This window comes from Dactylosporangium roseum, from assembly GCF_025264685.1.
Classification (GTDB): domain Bacteria; phylum Actinomycetota; class Actinomycetes; order Mycobacteriales; family Micromonosporaceae; genus Dactylosporangium; species Dactylosporangium roseum.
The window spans coordinates 1,448,268-1,472,613 of sequence record NZ_CP073721.1 but is presented as its reverse complement, the minus strand read 5'-3'; the positions used below and the strand labels follow the sequence as shown (position 1 = coordinate 1,472,613).

At 72.1% G+C, this 24,346-nt stretch carries 17 protein-coding genes; 6 read left to right on the top strand and 11 right to left on the bottom strand.

Annotated elements, in window-relative coordinates:
* Window positions 1-18: 18 nt before the first annotated feature.
* Together Drose_RS07600 and Drose_RS07595 are read right to left on the bottom strand one after the other, a co-directional pair.
* The gene (locus Drose_RS07600; RefSeq protein WP_260727482.1) at window positions 19-930 is read right to left on the bottom strand and encodes a diacylglycerol/lipid kinase family protein; all 912 of its coding nucleotides are present in this window, start codon (window positions 928-930) and stop codon (window positions 19-21) included.
* Window positions 927-1,745: a DUF1206 domain-containing protein gene (locus tag Drose_RS07595; protein ID WP_260727481.1), complete on the bottom strand. Its 819-nt coding sequence runs from the start codon at window positions 1,743-1,745 to the stop codon at window positions 927-929. The genes Drose_RS07600 and Drose_RS07595 overlap by 4 nt, the downstream gene beginning before the upstream one ends.
* 36 nt (window positions 1,746-1,781) lie before the next feature.
* Between Drose_RS07595 and Drose_RS07590 the strand changes: the two genes are divergently transcribed.
* Together Drose_RS07590 and Drose_RS07585 are read left to right on the top strand one after the other, a co-directional pair.
* The gene (locus Drose_RS07590; RefSeq protein WP_260727480.1) at window positions 1,782-3,221 is read left to right on the top strand and encodes a phosphatase PAP2 family protein; all 1,440 of its coding nucleotides are present in this window, start codon (window positions 1,782-1,784) and stop codon (window positions 3,219-3,221) included.
* Window positions 3,218-4,732: a phospholipase D family protein gene (locus tag Drose_RS07585; protein ID WP_260727479.1), complete on the top strand. Its 1,515-nt coding sequence runs from the start codon at window positions 3,218-3,220 to the stop codon at window positions 4,730-4,732. The genes Drose_RS07590 and Drose_RS07585 overlap by 4 nt, the downstream gene beginning before the upstream one ends.
* 101 nt (window positions 4,733-4,833) lie before the next feature.
* Here Drose_RS07585 and Drose_RS07580 read toward each other — a convergent pair whose 3' ends face one another.
* The 4 genes from Drose_RS07580 to Drose_RS07565 all read right to left on the bottom strand — a co-directional run bounded on the left by Drose_RS07580 (window position 4,834) and on the right by Drose_RS07565 (window position 10,716).
* Window positions 4,834-6,456 (bottom strand): acetolactate synthase, encoded by a 1,623-nt coding sequence (locus Drose_RS07580; protein WP_260727478.1) that lies wholly within the window; start codon window positions 6,454-6,456, stop codon window positions 4,834-4,836.
* A 68-nt stretch (window positions 6,457-6,524) separates the two neighbouring features.
* Window positions 6,525-8,399 (bottom strand): Hsp70 family protein, encoded by a 1,875-nt coding sequence (locus tag Drose_RS07575; protein ID WP_260727477.1) that lies wholly within the window; start codon window positions 8,397-8,399, stop codon window positions 6,525-6,527.
* Window positions 8,400-8,423: 24 nt separating this feature from the next.
* The gene (locus Drose_RS07570; RefSeq protein WP_260727476.1) at window positions 8,424-10,229 is read right to left on the bottom strand and encodes an Hsp70 family protein; all 1,806 of its coding nucleotides are present in this window, start codon (window positions 10,227-10,229) and stop codon (window positions 8,424-8,426) included.
* Window positions 10,230-10,245: 16 nt separating this feature from the next.
* A complete protein-coding gene (locus Drose_RS07565; RefSeq protein ID WP_260727475.1) occupies window positions 10,246-10,716 on the bottom strand; it encodes a DUF6232 family protein in 471 nt (156 codons plus the stop codon).
* A 61-nt stretch (window positions 10,717-10,777) separates the two neighbouring features.
* Here Drose_RS07565 and Drose_RS07560 point away from each other — a divergent pair, with 61 nt between their 5' ends.
* A complete protein-coding gene (locus tag Drose_RS07560; RefSeq protein WP_260727474.1) occupies window positions 10,778-11,566 on the top strand; it encodes an enoyl-CoA hydratase/isomerase family protein in 789 nt (262 codons plus the stop codon).
* Here the strand turns inward: Drose_RS07560 and Drose_RS07555 are convergent.
* Genes Drose_RS07555 through Drose_RS07545 form a run of 3 tightly spaced genes read right to left on the bottom strand, consistent with a single transcriptional unit; the run spans window position 11,553 to window position 14,368 of the window.
* Complete coding sequence (locus Drose_RS07555; protein WP_260727473.1) at window positions 11,553-12,509, bottom strand: hypothetical protein; 957 nt, start codon at window positions 12,507-12,509, stop codon at window positions 11,553-11,555. The genes Drose_RS07560 and Drose_RS07555 overlap by 14 nt on opposite strands.
* Entirely contained in the window at window positions 12,506-13,486 is a 981-nt protein-coding gene (locus Drose_RS07550) for a transporter substrate-binding domain-containing protein (RefSeq protein ID WP_260727472.1), read from the bottom strand. The genes Drose_RS07555 and Drose_RS07550 overlap by 4 nt, the downstream gene beginning before the upstream one ends.
* 51 nt (window positions 13,487-13,537) lie before the next feature.
* Window positions 13,538-14,368, bottom strand: coding sequence for an ABC transporter ATP-binding protein (locus Drose_RS07545; protein WP_260727471.1), 831 nt, complete (start codon window positions 14,366-14,368; stop codon window positions 13,538-13,540).
* A gap of 31 nt (window positions 14,369-14,399) precedes the next feature.
* Here Drose_RS07545 and Drose_RS07540 point away from each other — a divergent pair, with 31 nt between their 5' ends.
* Entirely contained in the window at window positions 14,400-15,413 is a 1,014-nt protein-coding gene (locus tag Drose_RS07540; RefSeq protein WP_260727470.1) for an ABC transporter ATP-binding protein, read from the top strand.
* A 98-nt stretch (window positions 15,414-15,511) separates the two neighbouring features.
* Window positions 15,512-16,507 carry an ABC transporter permease gene (locus Drose_RS07535; RefSeq protein WP_260727469.1) on the top strand — a complete coding sequence of 332 codons (996 nt, stop codon included), beginning with the start codon at window positions 15,512-15,514 and terminating at the stop codon, window positions 16,505-16,507.
* Window positions 16,508-16,601: 94 nt separating this feature from the next.
* On the opposite strand, the gene Drose_RS07530 is transcribed toward Drose_RS07535, so the two are convergent.
* On the bottom strand, window positions 16,602-17,777 hold the full coding sequence (locus Drose_RS07530; RefSeq protein WP_260727468.1) for an ROK family transcriptional regulator: 1,176 nt from the start codon (window positions 17,775-17,777) through the stop codon (window positions 16,602-16,604).
* 181 nt (window positions 17,778-17,958) lie between these two features.
* On the opposite strand from Drose_RS07530, the gene Drose_RS07525 reads away from it, so the two are divergent.
* Window positions 17,959-19,410 carry a glycoside hydrolase family 3 protein gene (locus tag Drose_RS07525; protein WP_260727467.1) on the top strand — a complete coding sequence of 484 codons (1,452 nt, stop codon included), beginning with the start codon at window positions 17,959-17,961 and terminating at the stop codon, window positions 19,408-19,410.
* Window positions 19,411-19,477: 67 nt separating this feature from the next.
* Here the strand turns inward: Drose_RS07525 and Drose_RS07520 are convergent, their stop codons facing one another.
* Window positions 19,478-24,340, bottom strand: a complete 4,863-nt coding sequence (locus Drose_RS07520) for an NAD-glutamate dehydrogenase (RefSeq protein WP_390891333.1) — start codon at window positions 24,338-24,340, stop codon at window positions 19,478-19,480.
* Window positions 24,341-24,346 lie beyond the last annotated feature (6 nt).

The window sequence follows — 24,346 nt, the reverse complement described above, 5'->3', positions numbered from 1 at the left end:
AGTCGACGTCGCCGCTGCTCAGCCCCGCTCGGCGGGGACGCACAACAGCAGGGCACCCGGGACGATCTCGGCCATCAGGCGGCGGGCCGGGGCCACCACGTCGCCGTCCAGTTCGCGCGGCTCCGCACGGCTGGTGAGCACCTCGACCCGGCGGGCTCGGAACGTCTCCAGCCGCGGTGTCCTTCCCCACCGCAGGACGACGCCCCAGGCGAGCTGCGCCCAGTCCGTGATGTCGCGCGGCGTGAGCACCGCCACGTCCAGCCACCCGTCGTCCGGGGCCGCGTCGGGCAGCAACGGGATGCCGCCCTGTAGGCGTCCCACGTTGGCCACCAGGACGCTGCTCGCCCGGCGGTGCATCCACCGGCCACCGTCGAGGCGGATCCGCAGCGGCATCCGGCGACGGTGGAGATTGCGCAGGCCGGAAACCACGTAGGCGACCCAGCCGAACCGGCGCTTGCGGTCGTCCGGCGTCTCGCCCACCATCGCGGCGTCGAACCCCATGCCGGCCATCACGGTGAACGTGCCCGGATGGCCGGTCACCGTGTCGGCGCCCTCGACCACCCCGACGTCGATCCGGCGGCGGGCGCCGCTGATCGCCACGTCGAGCGCCGCCCGCACGTCCCTGGTGATGCCGAAGTTGGTCGCCAGGAGGTTGCCGGTGCCGGAGGGGATCAGCGCCAGGGCGATGCCGGTGCCCGCGAGCACGGACGCCACGGCCATGACGGTGCCGTCGCCGCCGCACGCGAGCACCACGTCGACACCCTCGGCGACCGCCTGCACCGCCATGCCGCAGCCTGGGTCGTCCGGGGTCGTCTCCAGCCAGAGCGGCTCGGGCCAGTTCGCCGCCGCGAGCGCGGCGCAGATCTCCCGGCGACGCTCGTCGAGGTCGACGACCTTCGACGGGTTGACGATGACCGCGGAGCGCGTCACGTGCCCACCTTGCGGTACCGGGCCTGGAAGAAGCAGTAGACGCCGAACGCCGCCACCCCGAGGGCGACCGCGAGCAGCAGGAACTTGCCGAACGGTTGGTCGGCGATCGTGTGCAGGGCCGCGTCCAGGCCGCGGGACTTCGCCGGGTCGTTCGTGGCCGCGGCCCGCACCAGCAGGAGGCCGACGATGCCGAACGCGACGCCCTTCGACGTGTAGCCGATCTGCCCGGCGCGGATCACCGCCCGGCGGGCCTTGTACGGCAGTTCGCCGCCGATGGACAGCTTCTTCTCGAACTCGCGCTTCAGGCCGTACCACATCATCCCGACGCCGAACGCGAGCACGCCGACGCCGATCAGCGCGACCAGCCACTGCCCGGCCGGCTTGGCCAGGATCCCGGCGGTGACCTGCTGCTGCTGTTCGGCGCTCGACTGCGGTGCGCCGGTGACGACCTTCCCGGCGGACCACGCGAGCACCAGGTAGACGATCACGCGGGCGCCCGAGAAGACCCGCTCGGCGATCCGCTCCTTGCCGCGGACGTCCCGGTGACCCCAGACGGCGAGGATGGCCTGCCAGACCGCGAGGGCGACGAGACAGGCGATGACGAACCACAGCAGCGGCTTGCCGAACGGCTGCGCGGCGAGCGTCCGGAACGCGCCGGACTGGTCCGCCTCCTGGCCGCTCTCCCCCAGGGCGATCTGCGCAGCGACCCAGGCGAGCGCAAGATGCAGCAACCCGTATCCGATGAAGCCTACGCGGGTGAGGCCCTTCAGGAGCCCACTGTCGGTGGCCCGGTGAGCGGTAGTCACGGCGGTCATGTTCTCTGGTTCCCCAATTTGGGCATGCTGGCAAACGTGAGGACGGATAGTGGCGCACTGCGACGGATGGCCGGCTTCGGAGCCGCGGCCCTGCTCTTCAGCCTGCTCGTGATCGCGGTACGGGTGCGATGGGTGCCGCTGGAGTCTGTCGACCGTGGCATCGCCGAACGGCTCAACGCCGCAATCGCGCCGAGCGACCTCCACACCGCGATCATGGGTGGCATCAGCCGCCTGGGCAGCTTCGGCGTGCTGTTCTGGCTCATCGCGATCGGGGTGACCCTCGTCGCGGTCCGCAAACAGTACAAGCTCGCCGCGTTCCTGGTCGTGACCGCGGCCGGCGGTCTCGTCCTCGATCCCACCTTGAAGATCGCCGTCGGGCGGCTGCGGCCGGTCGTGGAGCAGCCCATCGCCCACGGCGGCGGCAACAGCTTCCCCAGCGGCCACTCCCTGAACTCGCTGATCTGCTACGGCGCGCTCCTGCTGGTGTTCCTGCCCGCGCTGCGGCCGCGGTGGCGCAGGGCGGCGCTGATCGGCGTCGGCGCGCTGGTCGTGCTCGTCGGGTTCAGCCGGCTGGCGCTCGGCGTGCACTTCCTGTCGGACGTGATCGGCGCCTGGTCGCTCGGCATCGCGTGGCTGCTGGTGTGCACCACGGCGTTCGAGCTGCTGCGGCGCCACGAGGGCGAGCGGGTCACCCACCCGCTCGAGGAGGGCATCGAGCCGGAGGCGGCGGGCGAGTTGCGCCCCACCGCGCCGCACCGGCGCACCGGGCGGACCGGCACGGCCGTCGCCGGGATCGCGATCGCCTGGGTGCTCGTGTTCGGCGCGCTGGTGGCGATGGGCCTGCCGCTCGCGCGGTACCAGGACGGCAACGGCGACATCCTGTGGGACCGCACCGTCCCGCACTGGTTCGCCGGCAACCGGCACGACGTGCTCGGCAGGGTCACGATCATCGGCAGCGAGGTCGGCAACACCCACGCGATCCTCGCCATCGGCCTGGCCCTCGGCGCGGTCGCGCTGGCCGCCATCCGCCGCTGGCGACCGGTCGTCTTCCTGGTGACGGTGATGTTCGGCGAGCTGACGCTGTTCCTGTCGAGTGCCGCCATCGTCGGCCGGGCCCGGCCCGACGTGGAGAACATGGACGGGCCGATGCCGACGTCGAGCTTCCCGTCCGGGCACGTGGCGGCCACGATCTGCGTCTGGGCGGTCGCCGCGGTCCTCGTCGTGCCGCGGACCCGGTCCTGGTGGCGCTGGCTGTTCGTGAGCGCGGCCGTCCTCATGCCGGCCTGGGTGGCGGTCTCGCGGATGTACCGCGGGATGCACCACCCGACGGACGTCCTCGGCAGCCTGCTGCTGGCGGCGCTCTGGGTGGGCGCGGTCTGGTGGCTCATCCAGCCGAACTGTGACCTCACGGCGGAGCCGTGCGAGGAGGACGCACCGCCGGCCCGCAGCGACCTGGAGGAGGTCGCGGCGCGGTGAGCGACTGGTTCCTGACCGAGGAGGAGCGGGACAACCCGCACACGCGACTGCGCCCCTGGTCCGACGGCAACGCCGTGCGCCCGCTGGTCGACGGCCGCGACTACTACGCGGAGCTGCTGCCGGCGATCGAGCGCATGGTGCGCGGCGACGTGCTGATGTTCACCGACTGGCGCGGCGACCCCGACGAGCGGCTCGGCGACGGCGGCACCGAGATCTCCCGGGTGCTGTGCGAGGCGGCCGGGCGCGGCGTGGTCGTCAAGGGGCTGGTGTGGCGTTCGCACTGGGACGGTCTCCAGTTCAGCGAGGAGGAGAACCAGCACCTCGGCGACGAGATCGAGGCGGCCGGCGGCGAGTGCCTGCGGGACATGCGCGTGCGCGCCGGCGGGTCGCACCACCAGAAGTTCGTGGTGCTGCGCCACCCGGGCCGCCCCGAGCTGGACGTCGCCTACGTCGGCGGCATCGACCTGTGCCACGGCCGCGGCGACGACAGCGGCCACGCCGGCGACCCGCAGGCGGTCGCGATCGCGCCGGTCTACGGTGACCGGGCGCCCTGGCACGACGTGCAGCTCGAGCTCAAAGGGCCGGTGGTCGGCGAGGTCGAGCGGACGTTCCGCGAGCGCTGGGAGGACCCCGCACCGCTGTCCCGCAACCCGTTCTTCCGGCTCCACGACAAGCTCTACAACGAGGACACCCACGCCGACCCGCTGCCGCCGCAGTTGCCCGACCCGGCGCCGGCCGGGGACCTGAGCGTCCAGCTCTTGCGGACCTACCCGCACCGCCACGGCGGCTACCCCTTCGCGCCCGGCGGTGAGTTCAGCGTCGCGCGCGGCTACCGCAAGGCGGTGGCGAAGGCCCGGCGGCTCATCTACCTCGAGGACCAGTACCTGTGGTCGCCGCAGGTCGCCGGCTGCTTCGCCGACGCGCTGCGGGACCAGCCCGACCTGCACCTCGTGGCTGTGGTGCCGCGCTATCCGGACCAACCGGGCCTGCTGGGGCGGCTCCCGCAGTTGTACGGCCGGGACCGCGCACTGGCGATGCTGCGCGAGGCCGGCGGCGATCGGCTGCACGTCTTCAGCCCCGAGAACGCGGAGGGCACGCCGATCTACGTGCACGCGAAGGTCTGCGTCGTCGACGACACCTGGGCGACCGTCGGCTCCGACAACGTGTCGCTGCGATCCTGGACCCACGACTCGGAGCTCACCTGCGCGGTCCTCGACCCGTCCGGCGAGTACGGCCGGGAGCTGCGCCTGCGGCTGGCCCGCGAGCATCTCGAGCTCGACGACGTGCCCGCCGACCCGCCGGCGGCGGTCAAGGTGTTCGAGGAGTCGGCGCGGGCGTTGCAGGAGTGGCACGACGACGGCCGCAGCGGGCCGCGGCCCAGGGGACGGCTCCGCCCGTACCACGCGCCGCGCCTGTCGTGGTGGACCTCTCAGTGGTCGGGCCTGGTGTACCGCGTCGTCCACGACCCCGACGGCCGCCCCCGGAGGCTGCGCAGAGCGGGAGCCTTCTAACCCCGTGTTGATCTTGCAGTTATGGTGCCTCGAAACGCCCAGGATGTCCGGGTTTGTCAGGCACCACAACTGCAAGATCAACGCGGGAGGGGGGTGGCGGGTCAGGCGAGGGTCGAGGACCGCGGGTAGGCGTCCTCCGGATCCGTCAGGACGTTCACCAGATACGGCACGCCGGAGTCGAACGCCCGGCCCAGGGCAGCCGCCAGGTCACCCGGCTTCTCGACCGTCTCGCCGGCGCCGCCCAGGGCCTTCACCACGTCGTCGTAGCGCAGGCCCGGCTGGAGATCGGCGGCGACGTCGTAGCCGTACATCATCCGCATGGGATGCTTCTCCAGGCCCCAGATGCCGTTGTTGCCGACCACGATGACCACCGGCAGGTCCTGCCGCACCAGCGACTCCACGTCCATCAGCGAGAAGCCGGCCGCGCCGTCGCCCATCAGCACGCAGATCTGCCGGTCCGGATACGTGATCCGGGCGCCCATCGCATACCCCATGCCGGTGCCGAGGCAGCCGTACGGGCCCGGGTCGAGCCAGGTGCCCGGCCGGGCCGGCTCGAGGTATTTGCCGGCGTAGGAGACGAAGTCGCCGCCGTCGCCGATCGTCACGGCGTCCTCGGCCAGGACCTTGCGCAGCTCGCCGTACACTCGGCTGGGCTTGATCGGGTCGGTGTCGGCCTCCAGGGCCTCGACCTCCTTGGCTTTGGCCTTGTTCTCCGCGGCGCGCAGCGTCTCGATCCAGCCCTCGTGGTCGGCGACGGATCCGCTGTGGCTCGCGAACGCCGACAGGATCAGCCGGAGGTCGCCGGTGGGCGCCGCGGCGGGGGTGACGTGGCCGGCCTTCTGCGACGGGGCGTCGGTGACGTGGATGACCCGGGCGCCGCCGAAGTCGCCGAAGCCGAGCCGGAAGTCGAGCGGTGTGCCGATCACGGCGATCACGTCGGCACCGCCGAACGCGGCCTTCCGGGCACGGGCGAAGGCGAGCGGGTGGTCCGGCGGCAGGGAGCCGCGACCCATCCCGTTGGCGAAGACCGGGATCCGCAACGCTTCGGCGGCCTCCCGCACCGCGGCGGTCGCGTCACCGGCCCAGACGTCGGATCCGGCGATGATCACCGGCCGCTCGGCCGCGCCGAGCATGCTGGCGGCCTTGTGCACCTCGTCGGGATCCGGTTCCAGCGTTGGTACGGGCTGTGCCCGCGTCGCCTCGACGCCGTCCGCGGTCGAGAACACCACCTCGAGCGGCAGGTCGACGAAGACCGGTCCGCGGTGCGGGGTGAGGGCGGTCAGTGCCGCCGCCTGCATCCGGGCGTAGACCTCGTCGGTCGCGAAGATCGTCTCCGCGTGTTTGGTGACCGCCCGCACGATCGGCAGGTGGTCCATCTCCTGGAGACTGCCGGAACCCCAGCGGAACTGCGGCGCGCGGCCGCCGAGCACGACGATCGGCGCGCCGTTGAACATCGCGCTGGTCAGCCCGGAGACGCCGTTGGTGACCCCGGGTCCGGCGGTGAGGACCGCGAGCCCCGGGCGGCGCCGCAGCTTGGCGACGGCCTCGGCGGCGAACACCGCCGACTGCTCGTGCCGCACGTCGACGATGCGCACGCCGGCCTTCTTCGCCGCGTCGTACAGCGGGAAGACGTGCCCGCCGGAGAGGGTGAACATCTCGTCGACCCCGAAGCTCCGCAATGCGGCCAGTGCCAGGTCTCCGCCGTGCCCGTCGATCTGCGTCATACGCGAATGCTACTCACAAGAGGGTTCGTCAGCAGGGCGCCGCCGCCCTACGGACGGACCCTCGGAGTTCAGGGGCTCGTGTCGTCGCCCAGCCAGCCCCGCACCGGCGGCGGCCAGCGATCGGTCGTCAGGTAGTACGAGACGTATCCCGCGGCGACCGGCGTGAGCACGAGCAGCAGGAGCGTGAACAGGGTGAGCACGGCGCGGGCGAAGGGGCCCCGCCGGCGCTCGCCCTCGACCGGTCGCGGACGGCTCGGGGTGGCCTGCCGGGCGGGCCCCGATCGCGGCAGCGGCGGAGCCTCATCGGGGCGGACTGACTTGCCGTATTCGTCGTAGCGGGTCGCGGGCTCCGCCTTCGGCGCGGGACCGGCCCCGCCGGAGACGAAGACCCGCCCGGCACCGGTCGGCCGCTGCGGCGGCGCGGAGACCGGCCGGTTGCTCCCCGGCGGCGGCCCCGGCACCTGCCCGGCCGTGTAGGTCCCGGACCTGGCGCCGCCGGCCGGCCCGCGCGGGTTCCCCGGCGGCGCGAAGACCGGCCCCGCACCGGCGAGCGGCCCTCCGGCCGGCGGCCCGGAGGTCGGATACCCGGCCGGCGGCCCGGACGTGGGATGACCGGCCGGCGGCCCGGAGGCCGGGATGCCGGACATCGGGGCGGCGGAAACCGGCGCGTCGCCGTTGATCGAGCCCAGATCGGGCCACAACAACCCGTCGACCGCGCCCACCCCGCCCGGGCCGGCGGCGCCCGCCGGGCCGAACGCACCCGCCGGCGGGCCGGACGTAGGGGCGGGCTGCTGCCAGTCGAAGCCCGGCACCCGAGGGAACACGCCGGTCGCCGGGCCCGGGGCGGGCGCCGCGGCGGCGGGGATCGCTGTCGAGCCGGCGAGCATGCTGCCCTCGGCGACCACGAGCTCGGGCTGCTCGATCACCACCGGGGCGGCACCGAGGGCGCGGTGGAGCAGGGTCGCCACGAGGGGCATCCGGCTGGAGCCACCCACCAGGAAGACGCCGGCGATGCTGTCCTCGCTCAACTGGGCCCAGCGCATCACGCCCTGGGTGACGCGGACCGTCTGCTCCAGCAGCGGCTGGGCCAGGCGCTCCAGCTCCTCACGGGTCAGGTGGACGTCCACGTTGAGCAGCGGGACGGTCAGGTCGGCGGACGGCTGGCGGGACAGCCGCTCCTTCGCGACCCGGACATCGTCCCAGAGCATGCGGCGGTGCCGGCGGTCCTCGACCGTCGCCGGGCTCATCAGCCGCTGCCACGCCGCCGGGTCCTGCGGCCGGCAGATCGACCCGATGTGGGCGACGATCGCGTTGTCGACGTCGATGCCGCCGATGTCGTCACGGCCGTCGACGGCGAGCACCTCGAAGCCGCCCGCGGTGCGCGCCACCACCGACGCGTCGAACGTGCCGGCGCCGAAGTCGTGCACCACGACCACCGAGCCGACCGGCACCTCGTGACCGAGGACCTGGGTGAAGTACGCCGCGGCGGCCACCGGCTCGGGCACCAGCCGCACCCGGCCGAGCCCGGCGGCGGCCGCGGCGTCGGCGATCGACAGCCGGCGGGTCGCGCCCCACGACGCCGGGAACGTCACGGTGACGTCGGGAGCCTCACCTCCGACGGTACGCGTCCACTCGTCCCGCACGCGGCGCAGCACCGCGGCGATGAGGTCGTTGACCGCCACCTCGCGGTCGCCGAGCAGCACGGTGCCCTCGTCGATGCGGCGCTTCGGGTTGGGCTCGAAGCGGGCCGGCTCCAGGCGCGCGCTATGCACCGCGTCCCGGCCGACGACGATCTGACCGGCGGGCTCGGCGTAGACGGCCGACGGCAGCAGCGGCGAGCCCTCGAAGAGCAGGGGGCGCGAACGCCCGTCCGGCCACCGCACCACCGCGACGGTGTTCGAGGTGCCGAAGTCGACACCGAGCCGGATCCCAGGCGTAGGCATGCCTGGAAGTCTAGGCGGCGCGCACTAGCTCTCCGTGCCCTCGGAGGTGTCCGGTTCGGGGGCGCGCGGGGGCTTGCGCACCCAGGCCCGAGCGGTCGGCAGCAGCAGGAACACCGTCGAGGCCAGGAACACGGCACCGAGTGCCTCCGCCGACCGGTGGCCCAGCCCGGTGACCACCGCGCCGACGCCGAGCGTGCCGCAGAGCAGCAGCGGATACCACAGGTGCCCGTTCGTCCCCCGCCGGAGCCGGCGGGCGGCGTGGATCAGCAGCGACGCCAGGATCGCGCCCGCGATCGCCAGTTGCAGGGCATCACCCCGCAACTGGCGCCACTCGGCCTGGTCCCTGGTCTCCGGCTCGACCACCTGCACGAGCAACGCGAGCGCGACGAAGATGAACAGCAGCACGGCGTACAGCGTCATGAACCGCGCCGGCCAGCGGATGCTCCACGGCGGCCGGCGGCGTGGAGGAGGCGGGACGGGCGGCAGCACGTACTGCGGGACATACACCACCTGCGGCGGCGGGTAGACGACCCGGATCGGCTGCGGTACCGGCACGAACGGTGGACCCGGCCGCGTCATCGGCACGGCCGCCGGCGACACCGGCCGCCGCCGCGGGGACGGCGGGCTGTGCGGCACGACCCCCGCGGGCCCGGGACTGACCGGCGGCGGCACCGGCGACCCGGGCGCCGGACCAGCCGGCGAACGCGGCGGCAGCACCGGCGCCGGGCTGGCCGGGACGATCTCGGTCGACGGCTTGGCGGACCGCGGGCGCACCGCCGGGCCGACCAGCACGCTGCCCTCGGCGACCACCAGCTCGGGCTGCTCGATCATCACCGGCGCCCGCCCGAACGCCCGGTGCAGCTCGGTCGCCACCAGCGGCATCTGGCTCGCCCCGCCGACGAGGAAGATGCCGGCGATGCGGTCGGAGGCGACCTTCGACAGCCGTACCGTCTCCGTCAGCACTCGCACCGAGCGCTCCACCAGCGGCCGCGCGGCCGCCTCGAACTCGTCGCGGGTGAGCTGGACGTCCACGTCCAGCAGCGGCACCAGGACGGTCACGGCGGAGGTCCGCGACAGCCGCTCCTTCGCCTCCCTGGCCTCTTCGCGCAGGAGCCGGGCGGCACGCGCCTCCTCGACCGTCGACGGCGCCGTGAGCCGCTGCCGGTCCGCGGCCGGGCAGGAACGCCCGATCAGGGTGAGCACGGCCTCGTCGAAGTCGAGGCCGCCGAGGTCGTCGCGGCCGCCGACGGCGCGCACCTCGAAGCCTTCCGCCGTCCGCGCGACGACGCTGCCGTCGAACGTGCCGGCGCCCAGGTCGTAGACGACGACGGCGGAGCCGACCGGCACCATGTGGCGCAGGACCCGCACGAAGTACGTCGCGGCGGCCACCGGCTCGGGCACGAGGACGGCGCCGGTGAGACCGGCGGCTCGCGCCGCGTCCTTGAGCACCTTCCGCCGGGTGGCGGCCCAACCGGCGGGGTGGGTCACCGTCACGGCCGTCGGCGCGCCACCGGCGGTGCGGGTGAACTCGGCGAGGACCCGCTGGAAGACCGCGGTCAGCAGGGCGTGCACGGTGACGTCGCGCTCGCCGAGCAGCACGGACCCGTCGTCGATGCGGCGCTTGGGGTTGGGCTCGAACAGCGACGGCTCCCGCCGGGCGCTGTGGAGTGCGTCACGCCCGACCACAAGGTCGGCGTCGCCGGGCTCGCAGAAGACGGCGGACGGCAGCAGCGGCGAGCCGTCGAAGAGCAGCGGACGGACCCGCCCGTCCGGCCACCGCGCGACGGCCACGGTGTGCGACGTGCCGAAGTCGACACCCAAGGCCACCATGCGGGCGAGTCTAGAACTACGGTGCCTGCTCCACGGCACGTTGGAGGGCGCGGTAGATCTGGCCGAACTTCGGCGCGTCCGTCGTCGAGTAGATCATCGTCTCGCCGTCGCTGGTGCGGACCCAGATCTCGTGGACGCCCTTGCCGTGGTCGTGCGCCCGGTCGAGCAGGTCGAGCAGGCCCTCGACGCTGAACGCGACGATCCCGCCGATGACGAGCACGCCGAGGATGCCGCCGGCGATGTACATCGTCTTCTGCTCGCCGCTGAAGTCGATCCGCCGCGCCAGGATGCCCCCGCCGGCGAGCAGGCCGAGGACCACCAGCACCCCGAGGCCGCGGGTCAACAGCATGTAGCCACCGTGGCGCAGCCGTCCGGTCCGCCGGTGCCAGATGTACGTCAGGGTCTCCAGCGGATACCAGACGTCATCGACCCGCACACCGCCGGAACTGACGTGCACCACGTTGTCGCGGTAATAGGTGGTGGCCATCGCACCTCACAGGGTACGGCGGAATACGCTGCGGACAACGACAACGACGTTGAGGAGACACATGGTGGCGGAGAAGGCCGGCGCACTGGTTCAATTGGAAATCGCCGATGGCATCGGCACGATCCGGCTGGACCGCCCGCCGATGAACGCGCTCAACATCCAGGTCCAGGAGGAGTTGCGGGAGGCGGCGCGCGAGGCGACCGACAACGAGTCGGTTCGCGCGATCATCCTCTACGGGGGACCGAAGGTGTTCGCCGCCGGTGCCGACATCAAGGAGATGGCCGGCATGGGTTACGCGGCGATGGCCGCACGGGCGAGCGCGCTCACCAGCGCGTTCGACGCCGTCGCCCGCATCCCGAAGCCGGTCGTCGCCGCGATCAACGGCTATGCGCTCGGCGGCGGCTGCGAGCTGGCGCTGACCGCGGACTGGCGGGTCGTGGCCGAGGACGCGACGCTCGGCCAGCCGGAGATCACACTCGGCATCATCCCCGGCGCGGGCGGCACGCAGCGCCTCGCCCGCCTCATCGGCCCGGCGCGCGCCAAGGACCTCGTCATGACGGGACGGTTCGTCAAGGCGGACGAGGCCCTTTCGATCGGGCTGGTGGATCGGGTCGTACCGGCTGAGGCCGTCTACGACACCGCGGTGGAGATGGCGCGCCGGTTCGTCGACGGCCCCGCCCTGGCGCTGCGCGCGGCGAAGCTGGCCGTCGACGGCGGCCTTGACCTGGATCTGGCGTCCGGCCTGCGGTGGGAGAGCGAGCTGTTCGCCGCGCTCTTCGCCACGCAGGACAAGGTCGAGGGCATGGCCGCGTTCGTGGAGAAGCGGAAGCCGACCTTCACCGGGAAGTAGCCCGGCCCTCGCATCGCGGGTCGATGGCCGCCGGCCGCCGGGCCGGGGCGATCCAGGACAGTGCGGTCCGCTCGACCGACCAGCCGTGGACGGTGACCCGGCTGGCCGGTGGCCGGTCGCCCGCGTCGCACAGGGTCTTCGACCGCACGTGGTCGTTCAGCACGAACCGAACCGCGCCGCCGGTGTCGATCACGGTGGTCATCCGGTCGTCGACGGTGATGACGGAGCCGACGAGCACGCCGTCGTCGACCTCCATCGCGACCGTCGGCAGGATCGGCGCCCGCAGGAAGATCACGCCGATCAGGAACGGGGCGGCGAACGCGGCGCACCCGGCCGGCCAGTGGGTGACGGCCTGGGCCGCCCGGGCGGGCACCGGCCCGGTCAGCAGCGGCGTCGCCGCCGGCGGCAGTGCCAGCAGCAGTACGGTCACCGCCTCGCCCTCCCGGATCGCGTCGACGATCGCCGGGCCGAAGGAGGTGTACTCCAGCAGGGCCACGACGAACGGCAGCACCACACCCGTCGCGGCGGCGTAGGCGCCGACGTTGGCGACCCGCTGGCGGATCACCAGGCCGAGGATCGACAGGGTGGCCATCACCAGCGTGGGCAGGAACCGCAGTTGCCAGGTGAGCGCGCCGACGACGACGGCGACGACGACCACCCAGTCGGGGATGCGCCCGGCGACACGGGCCAGCCGCGACCGGGCGGCCCGGTGCGGGTCGCTGACGAGCAGCAGCGCGCCGAGGGCCCGGGTGAGCAGGATCGTCGCCGGGAAGACCCAGAGCAGCGCGATCGTCAGCGTGCTCAGCAGGCCGAGCGGGCTGACGTACTGCACCAGGAGCAGCATCGTCTCGAGGTTCTGGCGGCTCAGGTACCACAGCCGCAGCACCAGCAGCACCAGCGGGAACGCCGGCAGCAAGGGCAGCAGCCACTGCCGGTCGGTCAACTGCGCTCCCACGGCCAGCGACGCACGTCCGGCCGGCGGATCGCGGGCTGGTGGTCGATCGCGACCTGCTGGTTGGGACTCCACCGCTGCTCGCTGCGCAGGTGACGGTCGTACGCCTCCTCCCAGCGGCGGTCCGCCGGGTCGTGCGCGGAGCGGTACAGGATGAGGTTGACCAGCGTCTGCATGGCATCGTCGTCGCCACAGTTGATGCCCCACAGCTCGTCGTCGACCAGCCCGACGTCGTGGTGGACGAGCGTCTTGCCCTGGTCGTCGGCGACGAACCCGGCGAGGATCGCGGCGTCGGTGGTCACCGCGTCGAACTCGCCGGCCTTGAGCCCGGCGACGCAGTCGCTGATCTCGTTCTTGCCGGAGAAGGTGACGCCGGCGGCCTTCGCCGCGTTGCTCGACGTCGAGGTCGCGAGCGTGCAGACCTTCTCGCCGCGCAGGTCTTCGAGGCTGCTGACACCCTTGTGCCCGGTCAGCGTGACGACCGACTGCTGGGTGCTCAGGTACGGCCCGGCGAACCGCACGCCCGGCTGCTCGGCCCGCTCCTTGGTCATGCTGAAGCTCGCCACCACGAGATCGACGGTCACGAACCGGCCGTCGACGCCGCGGGCCTGCATGCGGGACCGGTCCTCGGTCTCGATCGACAGGAATCGCACCTGGTCGGGGCGGAAGCCGAGATCACCGGCGACGAGGTAGGCGATGTCGATGTCGAACCCCGTGTATTCCCCCGTCGCCGGGTCACGCAGGCTCACGCCGGGCGTGTCGTCCTTCACACCGATGAGCAGCTCGCTCTTGCCGCCGACGGCCTGGCGGCGCAGCTCCGCCTCGGACGGCGGCCCGACGTCGACGACCACGACGACCGCCACGACCACGACGGCGACCAGGACCACGATCCACGCCACCAGCCGGACCAGCCTGGTCCGGTGGACCCGCCTCGGCTCCGGCGGTGCCTCGACTTCCGGCTCTGCCAAACGATCCTCCGTTTCGGTTCATCGAACCGTACCGAAGAATCGGCGGAGCCGTCAGGCCGCCTGTGCGTGATACCGGCCGTCGATTGTGGACAGTCGCAGCCGCAGGCCGAAGGTCTTCGAGAGATTCTCCGCGGTGACGGTATCTCTGAGCAGGCCCTGGGCGACCACGCCGCCGGCTCGCATCAGCAGCGCGTGCGTGAACCCGGGCGGGATCTCCTCGACGTGGTGCGTGACGAGCACGATCGCCGGCGCGTCGGGGTCGGCGGCCAGGGTGCCGAGCCGGCGCACGAGATCCTCACGGGCGCCGAGGTCCAGGCCCGCCGCCGGCTCGTCGAGCAGCAGCAGCTCGGGGTCGGCCATCAGCGACCGGGCGATCTGCACCCGCTTGCGCTCGCCCTCCGACAGCGTGCCGTAGAGCCGGTCGGCGAGCGCGCCGACGCCGAACTGCTCCAGCAGGCTCCGCGCCCGTGCCACGTCGACGTCGTCGTAACGCTCGGTGAACCGGCCGACCACCGCCCACGACGCCGTGAGCACCACGTCGAGGGCCGTCTCGTCCGGCGGCAGGGCCAGCCCGTTGGAGGTGAAGCCGAGCCGGGTCTTGAGCTCGTTGACGTTGGTGCGGCCGAGCCGCTCCCCCAGCACCGTGACCGAGCCGCGCGAGGGATAGACGCGCGCACCGGCCAGGTTGAGCAGCGTGGTCTTGCCGGCGCCGTTGGGCCCGAGCACCACCCACCGCTCGTCGAGCTCGACCTGCCAGTCGACCGACCGGACGAGGTCGGTGCGGTTGCGGGTGACGGTCGCCCGATCCACGGCGATGACAAGGTCATCTGACACGTGCCAATCCAACCACGGGCCGAGCCGATGTCCGAGCCTGCCCCCCACACGGTCGGCGGAACCCGTATCGTGCGCGGGGATGACTGCCGCGCTGGAAATCGAAGGTCTTGTGAAGACCTACCAGAGCCTGTTCGGCAAGCCGCGGGTCGCGCTCGACCGCCTCGACATGGTCGTGGCGCAGGGTGAGATCCACGGCTTCCTCGGCCCGAACGGCTCCGGCAAGAGCACCGCGCTCAAGACGCTGCTCGGGCTCCTGCGCCCCGACGCCGGGACCATGCGGATTCTCGGCCGGCCCGTGCCACGGGCGTTGCCGGCGGTCGCGTCGCGGGTCGGCGCGATCGTGGAGGCGCCGGCGTTCTTCGGCAACTTCACGGCGTACAAAACCCTCGCACTGCTGGCGAAGGCCGGCGGCGTGCCGAAGCACCGGATCGGCGTCGTCCTCGACCACGTGGGGCTCACCGACCGCGCGGAGGACCAGGTCAAGTCCTACTCGCTGGGCATGCGACAGCGGCTGGCCGTGGCGTCGGCGCTGCTGAAGGACCCCGAGTTGCTGATCCTCGACGAGCCGAACAACGGCCTCGACCCGGCGGGCATCCGCGAGATGCGCGACCTGCTGCGCGAGCAGGCCGACCGGGGCATGACCATCGTGATCTCCAGCCACATCCTGGCCGAGATCCAGCAGGTCTGCGACTCGGTGACGATCATCTCGCGCGGGCGTACCGTCGCCGCCGGACCGGTGTCCGAGGTGCTCGCGGTCGCCGACCGCGGCACGTATCGGGTGCGGGTCGACGACCACCACCGCGCCGCGCGGCTCCTCGCCGACGCGGGCGCCGACGTGACCGTGGCGGGCGATCACATCGTCGTGCGCGACCTGGCCGACGCGGCATGGGTGACGCGGGCACTCGGCCTCCACGACTTCTGGGTGCGCGAGCTGACGCCGGTGGCGCAGTTGGAGGACGCGTTCCTGAGCCTGACCGGCGGCGGCCCGCGGCGCGGCCAGTTCCGCCCGGTGGACAACTCCGACTGGCCCGGACCGGAGGACGTCGTGGACGGTCCGACGGGGCACGTCATGGAACACGGCCGGCCGGCATGACCGGTCCGGAGCGCAGCGGAGGGGCCGGTCATCATGGGCCCAGCCCGGAGGTCAGGCAGTCCGGAGGTCAGGCGGGTCCGGAGCGCAGCGGAGGACGCATGACCGAATTGCTGACCGCTGAGTGGACGCGGCTGTTCAGTCGCCGGGTCACGGTCGTCACGCTCGTGCTCATCGGCACGCTGCTGGCGTTCCTCACGTTCGGTTTCACGCTGACCCGCAGCACCCCCACGGCCGGCGAGGTGGCCACCGCCACCGAGCGCGCCGCCGGCGCCGCCGCCGTCTACGACCGCAACGTCGAGACGTGCGAAAAGGTGCAGAGCGGCCTCAAGCAGCCGGAGCCGGGCCAGGAGTTCCCGCGCGGCTGCGACTACGGCCCGCGCCCCACCGCCGACATGATGCTCGACTACGGCTTCTCGTTCCACCGCCAGTGGCCCGACCTGTACTACACCGCGGCGATCGTGCTGGCCGTGGCCGGGTTCGTGCTGGGCGCCTCGTTCGTGGGCGTGGAGTGGAGCTCGGGCGGCATGGTCAACCTGCTGCTGTGGGTCCCGCGCCGGGCGTCGGTCCTGGCCGCCAAACTCATCGCCGCGTGTACCGGGGTGGCGGCCGTCTCGGTGGTGTACCTGGCCGTCTGGACCGGCGCGTTCCTGGCCGTGTCCGCCGGCTCGGACACCGTCAGCCATCTGTCGGGTTCGGACGTGGTGTCGCTGCTCCTGACCGGCGCGCGGGTCGTCCTGCTGGCCGCCGCGGGCACGGCGCTCGGGTTCGCCATCGCCTCGATCGGCCGGCACACGTCGACGGCCCTCGGCGTCGGCGTCGCCTACCTGCTGATCTACGAGCTCGGGTCGATCATCATCTTCGGGCTGATCGGCACGGACTACTCGGAGAAGTACCGGCTGTCGAGTTACGTGTCGGCCTGGCTCACCAAGAGCTACACCTTCGAGGTGGACACCGCCGATTGCCGCCTGCGAGGCTGCGTCCCGGAGGCCGGCTTCTCCGGGAGCTGGCAGCAGGGTGGCCTGATCATCGCGCTGGCGCTGGCGGCGGTACTGGCGGGTGCGTTCGTCAGCATGCGCCGCCGCGACGCCAACTGATCGGCCTTCGCCCGGCTCGGCGGCCGCGCCGCTCGCATCTCCACGCCACCCGGCTCGGCGACCACGCCGCTCCGGCTCGGCGGCCGTCACGCCGTCACGCCGTCGAGCCGAACACCTCCTCGCGGACCGTGTCCAGGGCGGTCAGGATCGCGCCGTGGAGGACCGGCTCCGACTCGACCTCCGTGGCCACCACCCGCGGCGACACCACCGCGATGGCGGCCACCTCGTTCTGGACCCGCTGGGCCAGGTCGGCGCCGCCCGCCTGGCCGACGTCACCGGCCAGCACCACCAGCTCCGGATCCAGGACCAGGCCGACCGACGCGACACCCAGCGAGATGCGCCGGGCCAACTCGTCGAGAAACGGGCTGCCCGCCGTGCCGGCGGCGATCGCGGACCGGATCGCGTCGGCGGCCCCGGCGGCCTTGAAGCCGTGCGTCCTGGCGATCGCCTTGACCGCCGCCGCGTCGGCCAGGGTGCGGAACCCGCTCTTCGCCCGGCGGGACACGTCGCGGCTCACCTGCGTGCCGGCGACCGGCAGGTATCCGATCTCACCCGCCGCACCGACACTGCCGCGGTGCAGGCGTCCGTCCAGGACGACCGCCGTGCCGACGCCGCGGTCCAGCCAGACGAGCACGAAGTCCTTCACCCCGACGGCGGCGCCGCTGTGCTGCTCGGCGATCGCGGCCAGGTTCACGTCGTTCTCGAACAGGACCGGCCGGCCGAGGTCCTCCTTCAGCGCGGGCAACAGCCCACGGTGCCAGCGCGGCAGGTCCCAGGCGAAGGTGATCTCGCCGCTCTTCGGGTCGACGAGGCCCGGCGTGCCCAGGACGATCCGGCGGATGCGGTCGGTCGGGGCGCCCGCGGCGCTCGCGGCCTCGACGACCGCGGCGTGGACGACCTTGACGGGGTCTTCCACCCCGTCGCCGATCGAGACGTCGGTGCGACCGACGATGTTGCCCGTGATGTCCGCCACTGCGGCGACCACGTGCTGCGGGCCGGCCTCGACACCGACGACGTACGCGATCTCCGGCACCACGGCGTACATCTGCGCGTTGGGGCCACGGCCACCGGCCTGCTCGCCGACACGCGTCACGAGGCCGCGCTCCTCCAGCCGCTCCACCAACTGCGACGCGGTGACCTTGGACAACCCGGTGAGCTCGCCGAGCTGCGCCCGGGTCAGCGGTCCGCGGCTCAGGAGCAGCTCGAGAGCGGCACGGTCGTTGAGGGCACGCAGCAACCTGGGGGTGCCGGGCAATCGGGCGGAACTCATCGCGACGAACACCCCTAGCTTTTAGTAAACTTTCCTATTAACCTGCCACAGGCAACCTAATGTGAAAGCGTACGGTCGGATCACCCACTCGGCCTACCCACAACTGGCCAGGAAGCTCTTACGATCGTGGATAGCGCATCAGACGAGTGTGCGGCATTCGTCGGCGCCGAGGGGGGATACCGTGTCGACTGATCCCGGACTCCGCAGGCTGGCCCTGGGCACGCTGCTGAGCGCCTTCCGGGGAGAGCAGGCTCCACGCTGGGCCGTGGACCTGCTCGCCGAGGGGCTGGCCGGGCATGTCCTGTTCGGGTTCAACATCGTGGACCGCGACCAGCTCGCCGCACTGAACGCGAGCCTGCACGCCGCCCGCGACGGCGTCCTCATCGGCATCGACGAGGAGGGCGGCGACGTCACCCGGCTCGCCCATCGCTCCGGCAGCCCGTATCCCGGCAATGCCGCCCTCGGCGTCCTCGGCGACCCCGCCATCACCCGCCGTGTCTACCGCACGATCGGCGCCGAGCTGGACGAGCTGGGGCTCAATCTCAACCTCGCGCCGACCGTCGACGTGAACACCGCCGACGACAATCCGATCATCGGCACCCGCAGCTTCGGCGCCGACCCGCAGGCCGTCGCCGCGCACGCCGCCGCCGCCGTCCTCGGCCTCCAGAGCGCCGGGGTCGCGGCCTGCGCCAAGCACTTCCCCGGCCACGGCGCGACCCTCGCCGACTCGCACCTGGAGCTGCCGACGGTCGACATCGACCTGTCGGTCCTGCGTGGCCGGGAGCTGCCGCCCTTCGTCGCCGCGATCGAGGCCGGCATCAAGTCGATCATGACCGCCCACATCCGGGTGCCGGCCCTGACCGGCGACGCCCCGGCCACGTTCAGCCGTGCGGTCCTCGTCGACCTGCTGCGCGGCGACCTCGGCTTCGACGGTGTCGTGGTCACCGACGCGCTGGAGATGCTCGGCGCCGCCCGGCATGCCGGCAGCGTCCCCGCCGGCGCGGTCCTGGCCCTGTCGGCGGGCGCCGATCTGCTCTGCGTCGGCGCCGACGTGGACGAGGCGCTCACCCTGGCCTGCGCCGACGAGATCGTGGCCGCGGTCCGCGACGGCCGCCTGCCGGTGGCGCGCCTGGAGGAGGCCGTGGCCCGGGTCACCGCCCTGGCGGAGTGGACCCGCCAGGGCGACCGCACCGACCGCGAGGAGCCCGGCGTCGGCTACCCGGCCGCCCTGGGCGCGGTGCGCGTCGAGGGCAAACTGGACGCGGGCACGCCCCCGTTGATCGTCCAGTTGGAGTCGGAGTCCTCGATCGCCGCCGGCCGTGTCCCGTGGGGCCTGGGCCCGCACGTCAACGGCACCGAGCAGGTCCGGGTGGTGGCCGACCAGGCCGACGCCGCCCAGCTCCGCGCCCGGGCCGGCGCCCGTCCGATCGTCGTCGTGGGCCGCAACGTCCACCGCCTGCCGGGCGCCCGCGCACTGGTCGAGGACTTGGCCGAGACCCACGCGGTGACGGTGGTGGAGATGGGCTGGCCGTCGTCGTGGCGCCCGGCCAAGGCGCAGGCGTTCATCACCACGTGGGGCGCCAGCCACGCCAACGGCCGAGCCGCCGCTCAGACCCTGGGCCTGGCCGCCTGACCCGACCGTCAGGATCGCGAAGGGTTGCGGCACCCGGGGTGCCACAACCCTTCGCGATCATGGGTGGTCAGGCGGCGGAGGTGCGGACCAGTGTGCGGATCTGGCGGAGCAGCACCGAGATGGCGGCCAGGTCGCCCGGGGACTCGCCGAACTCGCCGATCGCGTTGCGGGTGCGGGCGATCGACGTGGCGTTGCTCTGCTCCCACTCGTGGACGCGGGCCTCGGCGTCGTCGTCCGGCGCCGTCGCGTTGAGGACCTCCGCCGTCAGGGCGGCCAGGGCCGCGTACAGGTCGTAGCGCAGCGCCATCCGGGCCAGCGTCTGCCAGCGGTCCTCACGCGGCAGGCTGGAGATCCGCGAGAGCAGGTCGTCGACGCGGAACCGCTCCGACAGCACGTAGTAGACCGTGGCGACCTCGCTGACGTCCCGGCCCGTCTGCGACGCGACCTCGACGATGTCGAGGAGACCGAAGCCGTACATGATCCGGGTCATCGTGTCCGCGATCTCGTCCGGCAGGCCCATCCCCCGCAGCGTGGCCGCGTTGGCGTGCAGCGCCTCCCGCTCCTGGCCGCGGAACAGCGTCTCCATCTGCGGCAGCAGGCGCGAGACGCCGGGCCGCAGCCGGGCGATCTCGCCGGGGACGTCGATCGGCAGGCGCCGGTTGGAGACCAGCCAGCGGACCGCCCGGTCGAGCAGTCGCCGGCTCTCCAGGTAGACCGCTGTCTGCGCCCCCGTCGGGACCTGGTTGTCGAGGGACTCGACGGCGCGGCGCAGCTCGCCCAGGCCGTACACCTCCCGGATCACCACGGATGCCCGGAGGATGTCGGCGGCGCCGGCTCCGGTCTCCTCGGCTGCGCGGTGGAAGAACGACGTGCCGCCGCGGTTGACGGCCTCGTTGACCACCTGCGTGGTGACGATCTCGCGGCGGAGCGGGTGCTCGGCCATCGCCTCCACGAACCGCTCCCGCAGCGGGGTCGGGAAGTAGTCGACGAGCACCGCGTTGGTCCAGTCCTCGTCGGGCAGGTTCGAGTCGAGGATCTCGCGCTCGAGGACGATCTTGACGTAGGACAGCAGGACCGCGAACTCGGGTGAGGTCAGGCCGACCCCCGCCTCGGCGCGCGCGTCGAGCTCCTCGTCGGTCGGCAGGCCCTCCAGCGCGCGGTCGAGCTGGCCACGCCGCTCCAGGTCGGCGATGAGCCGCTTGTGGACCGGCAGGAGCGAGCGAGACTGCGCACGGGCGTTGCCGAGCGCCGTCGCCTGGTCGTAGTTGTCCTTCAGGACCAGCTCGCCGACCTCGTCGGTCATCTCTGCGAGCAGCGGGTTGCGGTCCTTCGGGGCGAGCGCACCGTCGAGGACCGCGCGGTCGAGCAGGATCTTGATGTTGACCTCGTGGTCGGAGCAGTCGACGCCGGCGGAGTTGTCGATGAAGTCGGTCGCGATGCGGCCGCCGCCGAGCGCGAACTCGATCCGGCCCCGCTGGGTCAGGCCCAGGTTGCCGCCCTCACCGACGACCTTGACGCGCAGCTCGCGGCCGTTGACCCGGACGTAGTCGTTGGCCTTGTCGCCGACGTCGGCGTGTGACTCGCTCGTGGCCTTGACGTACGTCCCGATGCCACCGTTCCAGAACAGGTCCACCGGCGCGGCCAGGATCGCGTGCATCAGCTCGTTGGGCGTGAGCGCGGTGATCGACGCCGGGATCCCCAGCGCCTCCTTCGCCTCGGGCGAGATCGGAATCGATTTCGCCGTGCGCGGGTAGACACCGCCGCCGGCGGAGATCAGCGCCTTGTCGTAGTCGTCCCACGAGGACCGGGGCAGTGCGAACAGCCGCGCCCGCTCCTCGAACGCCGTCGCGGCGTCGGGCTGCGGGTCGATGAAGATGTGCCGGTGGTCGAACGCGGCCACGAGCCGGATGTGCCGCGAGAGCAGCATCCCGTTGCCGAACACGTCACCGGACATGTCGCCGACGCCGACCACCGTGAACTCGGTCGTCTGGGTGTCGACGCCGAGCTCGCGGAAGTGCCGCTTCACCGACTCCCAGGCGCCCCTGGCGGTGATGCCCATCTTCTTGTGGTCGTAGCCGGCCGAGCCGCCGGACGCGAACGCGTCGCCGAGCCAGAAGCCGTACTTCATCGAGATCTCGTTGGCGATGTCCGAGAACGTCGCCGTGCCCTTGTCGGCGGCGACGACCAGGTAGGGGTCGTCGGGATCGTGCCGCACCACCTCGGGCGGCGCGATGACCTTGCCGCCATCGAGGTTGTCGGTGACGTCCAGCAGGGCCGAGATGAAGAGCTGGTAGCACTCGACGGCCTCGTCGCGGTCGCCCGGCTTCTCCTTGAGGACGAACCCGCCCTTGGCACCGGTCGGCACGATGACCGAGTTTTTCACCATCTGCGCCTTGACCAGGCCGAGGATCTCGGTCCGGAAGTCCTCACGCCGGTCGGACCAGCGCAGACCGCCCCGCGCGACCGAGCCGAACCGCAGGTGCACACCCTCGAACCGCGGCGAGTAGACGAACATCTCGAACCGCGGTCGCGGCGCCGGCAGGTCGGGGATCGACTGCGAGTCGAACTTGAAGGCTGTGTACGACTTGGGGCGTCCCGCCGCACCACGCTGGAAGAACGACGTGCGCAGCGTGGCCTGGATCAGGTGCAGGAACGAGCGCAGGATGCGGTCCTGATCGAGGCTGGTCACCGTGTCGAGGTCCTCGTTGATCGCCGCGACCATCTCCTTCGACCACTCCGAGCGCGCCGTGTCGGAGAGCTGCAGTCGCGGGTCGAAGCGCGCCGTGAACAGGTCCACGAGTTTCGCGGCGATCGAGGGGTAGGTCAGGAGCGTCGTCTCCATGTAGTCCTGCGAGAACACCGTGCCGGCCTGGCGCAGGTACTTCGCGTAGGCCCGGAGGATGACGACCTCGCGCCAGGTGAGGCCGGCCTTCAGCACGAGGCTGTTGAAGCTGTCGACCTCGGCCTCACCCCGCCAGGTGGCGGAGAACGCGTTCTCCAGGTGCGGGCGGACCTCGATGATCGCCCGCGAGTCGGACGGCAATTGCAGCCCGAAGTCGTAGAGGTAGATGGTGCCGTCGGAGCGGACGATCTCATACGGCCGCTCGTCGGTGACCCGCACGCCGAGCGAGTGCAGCACCGGGAGGACGGCGGAGAGGATCATCGGCTCGCCGTAGCGGAACACCTTGAACCGGAGGTCGCTCTCATCCTGCCGGCGCCGGTAGACGTGCATGACGAGCTGGCCCGGTTCGTCGAGCAGCTCCAGCTTGGCGACGTCCTTCACCGCTTCGTTCGGCGTGTGCTCGTCCTTGTACGTCTCTGGGAGCGCGCCCACATACCGCTGGTGGAGCTGCTTGGCCTGGTGCTCGTCGTTGAGCTTGCGCTCCAGCACCATGTGGAAGTCGTCGTCCCACAGGCGGGTGGCCTCGGCCAGGCGCTCGGTGAGACGGTCGACGTTGAGGTCGCCGGGCGGGTTTCCGGGCTCGGTGCGCACGATGAAGTGCACGCGGGCGAACTTCGACTCACCGACCCGGGTGGTGTAGTCGACGCCGATACCGTTGAGCTCGGCGAGCAGGATCTGCTGGATGCGCAGCCGGTTGGCGGTGGTGAACCGGTCGCGGGGCAGGTAGACCAGGCAGGAGATGAACCGCCCGTAGCCGTCGCGGCGCAAGAACAGGCGTAGCTGACGGCGGCCGGCCAGGCGCAGGACGCCCATGACGGCGTTGAAGAGCTCGTCGGTCGTGATCTGGAACAGTTCGTCGCGCGGGTAGGTCTCCAGCGTCTCCAGCAGGTCCTTGCCGGAGTGGCTGCGCGGCGACAGCCCCGAGCGCTCGACCACCTCGGCGACCTTGCGCTTGACGACCGGCAGGTCACGGACGCTGGTGCGGTAGGCCGCCGACGAGAACAGGCCGAGGAACCGCTTCTCCCCCACCACGTTGCCCTGGGCGTCGAACTGCTTGAACCCGATGTAGTCCAGGTATGCCGCACGGTGGACGGTCGCGCGCGAGTTGGCCTTGGTGATGATGAGCAGGCGCTTCTCCAGCGCCTTGGCGTAGGCCTCGGCGGTCATCGAGCTCAGCACCCGGGGGTGCGTCTGGTCGGCCCGCAGGATGCCCAGGCCCGAGCCGAGCACCGCCTGCAGCAACTCCTCGCCGTCGTCCCCCTTGGTCAGCCGGTATTCCCGGTAGCCGAGGAACGTGAAGTGGTCGTCCACCAGCCAGCGCAGCAGCTCGACGGAGTCGGTGATGTCCTTGTCCGGCACCGGTAGCTGCGCACTGCCGAGCTCGTCGGCCAGCGTGAGTGCCTGGATGCGCATCTTGGGCCAGTCCTCGACCGCCTCGCGCACGTCGTTGAGCACCCGGGCCAGGTCGTTGCGCAATTCCTCGAGATCGGCCTCGTCGCGGATCCGGTCGACCTCGACGCGGATCCAGCTCTCGACGATGTCACCCGGTGCGGCGTCCTCCGGCTCGAGGCCGACCCGCACCTTCTCCAGCGCGCCCAGCGGTGCCCGCCGGACGACGACGAGCGGGTGGACCATCAGATTCAGGTCGATGTCGCGCGACGACAGGGCACTTGTGATGGAGTCGACGAGGAACGGCATGTCGTCGGTGACGATCTCCAGCGACGTGCCGCCGGCGACACTCATGCCGAGCCGCAGCTTCAGCTCGCCGGGCACCCGCTGCTGGGCCAGCTCCAGGTGGGACCGGGTGGCGGCGACCATCTTGGCCACGTCGCAGCCGGCGAGCTCCTCGTCGGGTACGAGGCGCCAGTAGTGCGCGACCAGCTCGGGGTCGGCGTCCTGGGCTGTCGCCAGGACGACGGCCTCCGCGACGAGATGCTCCGCGTTTGGCACTTGCTGCTCTAACTCGTCGTCTTCGACCGCAGGTTCGGCTTCGGGTTCGCTCACCCGGGTGGCCGTAGGCCCGTTCATCGGTTG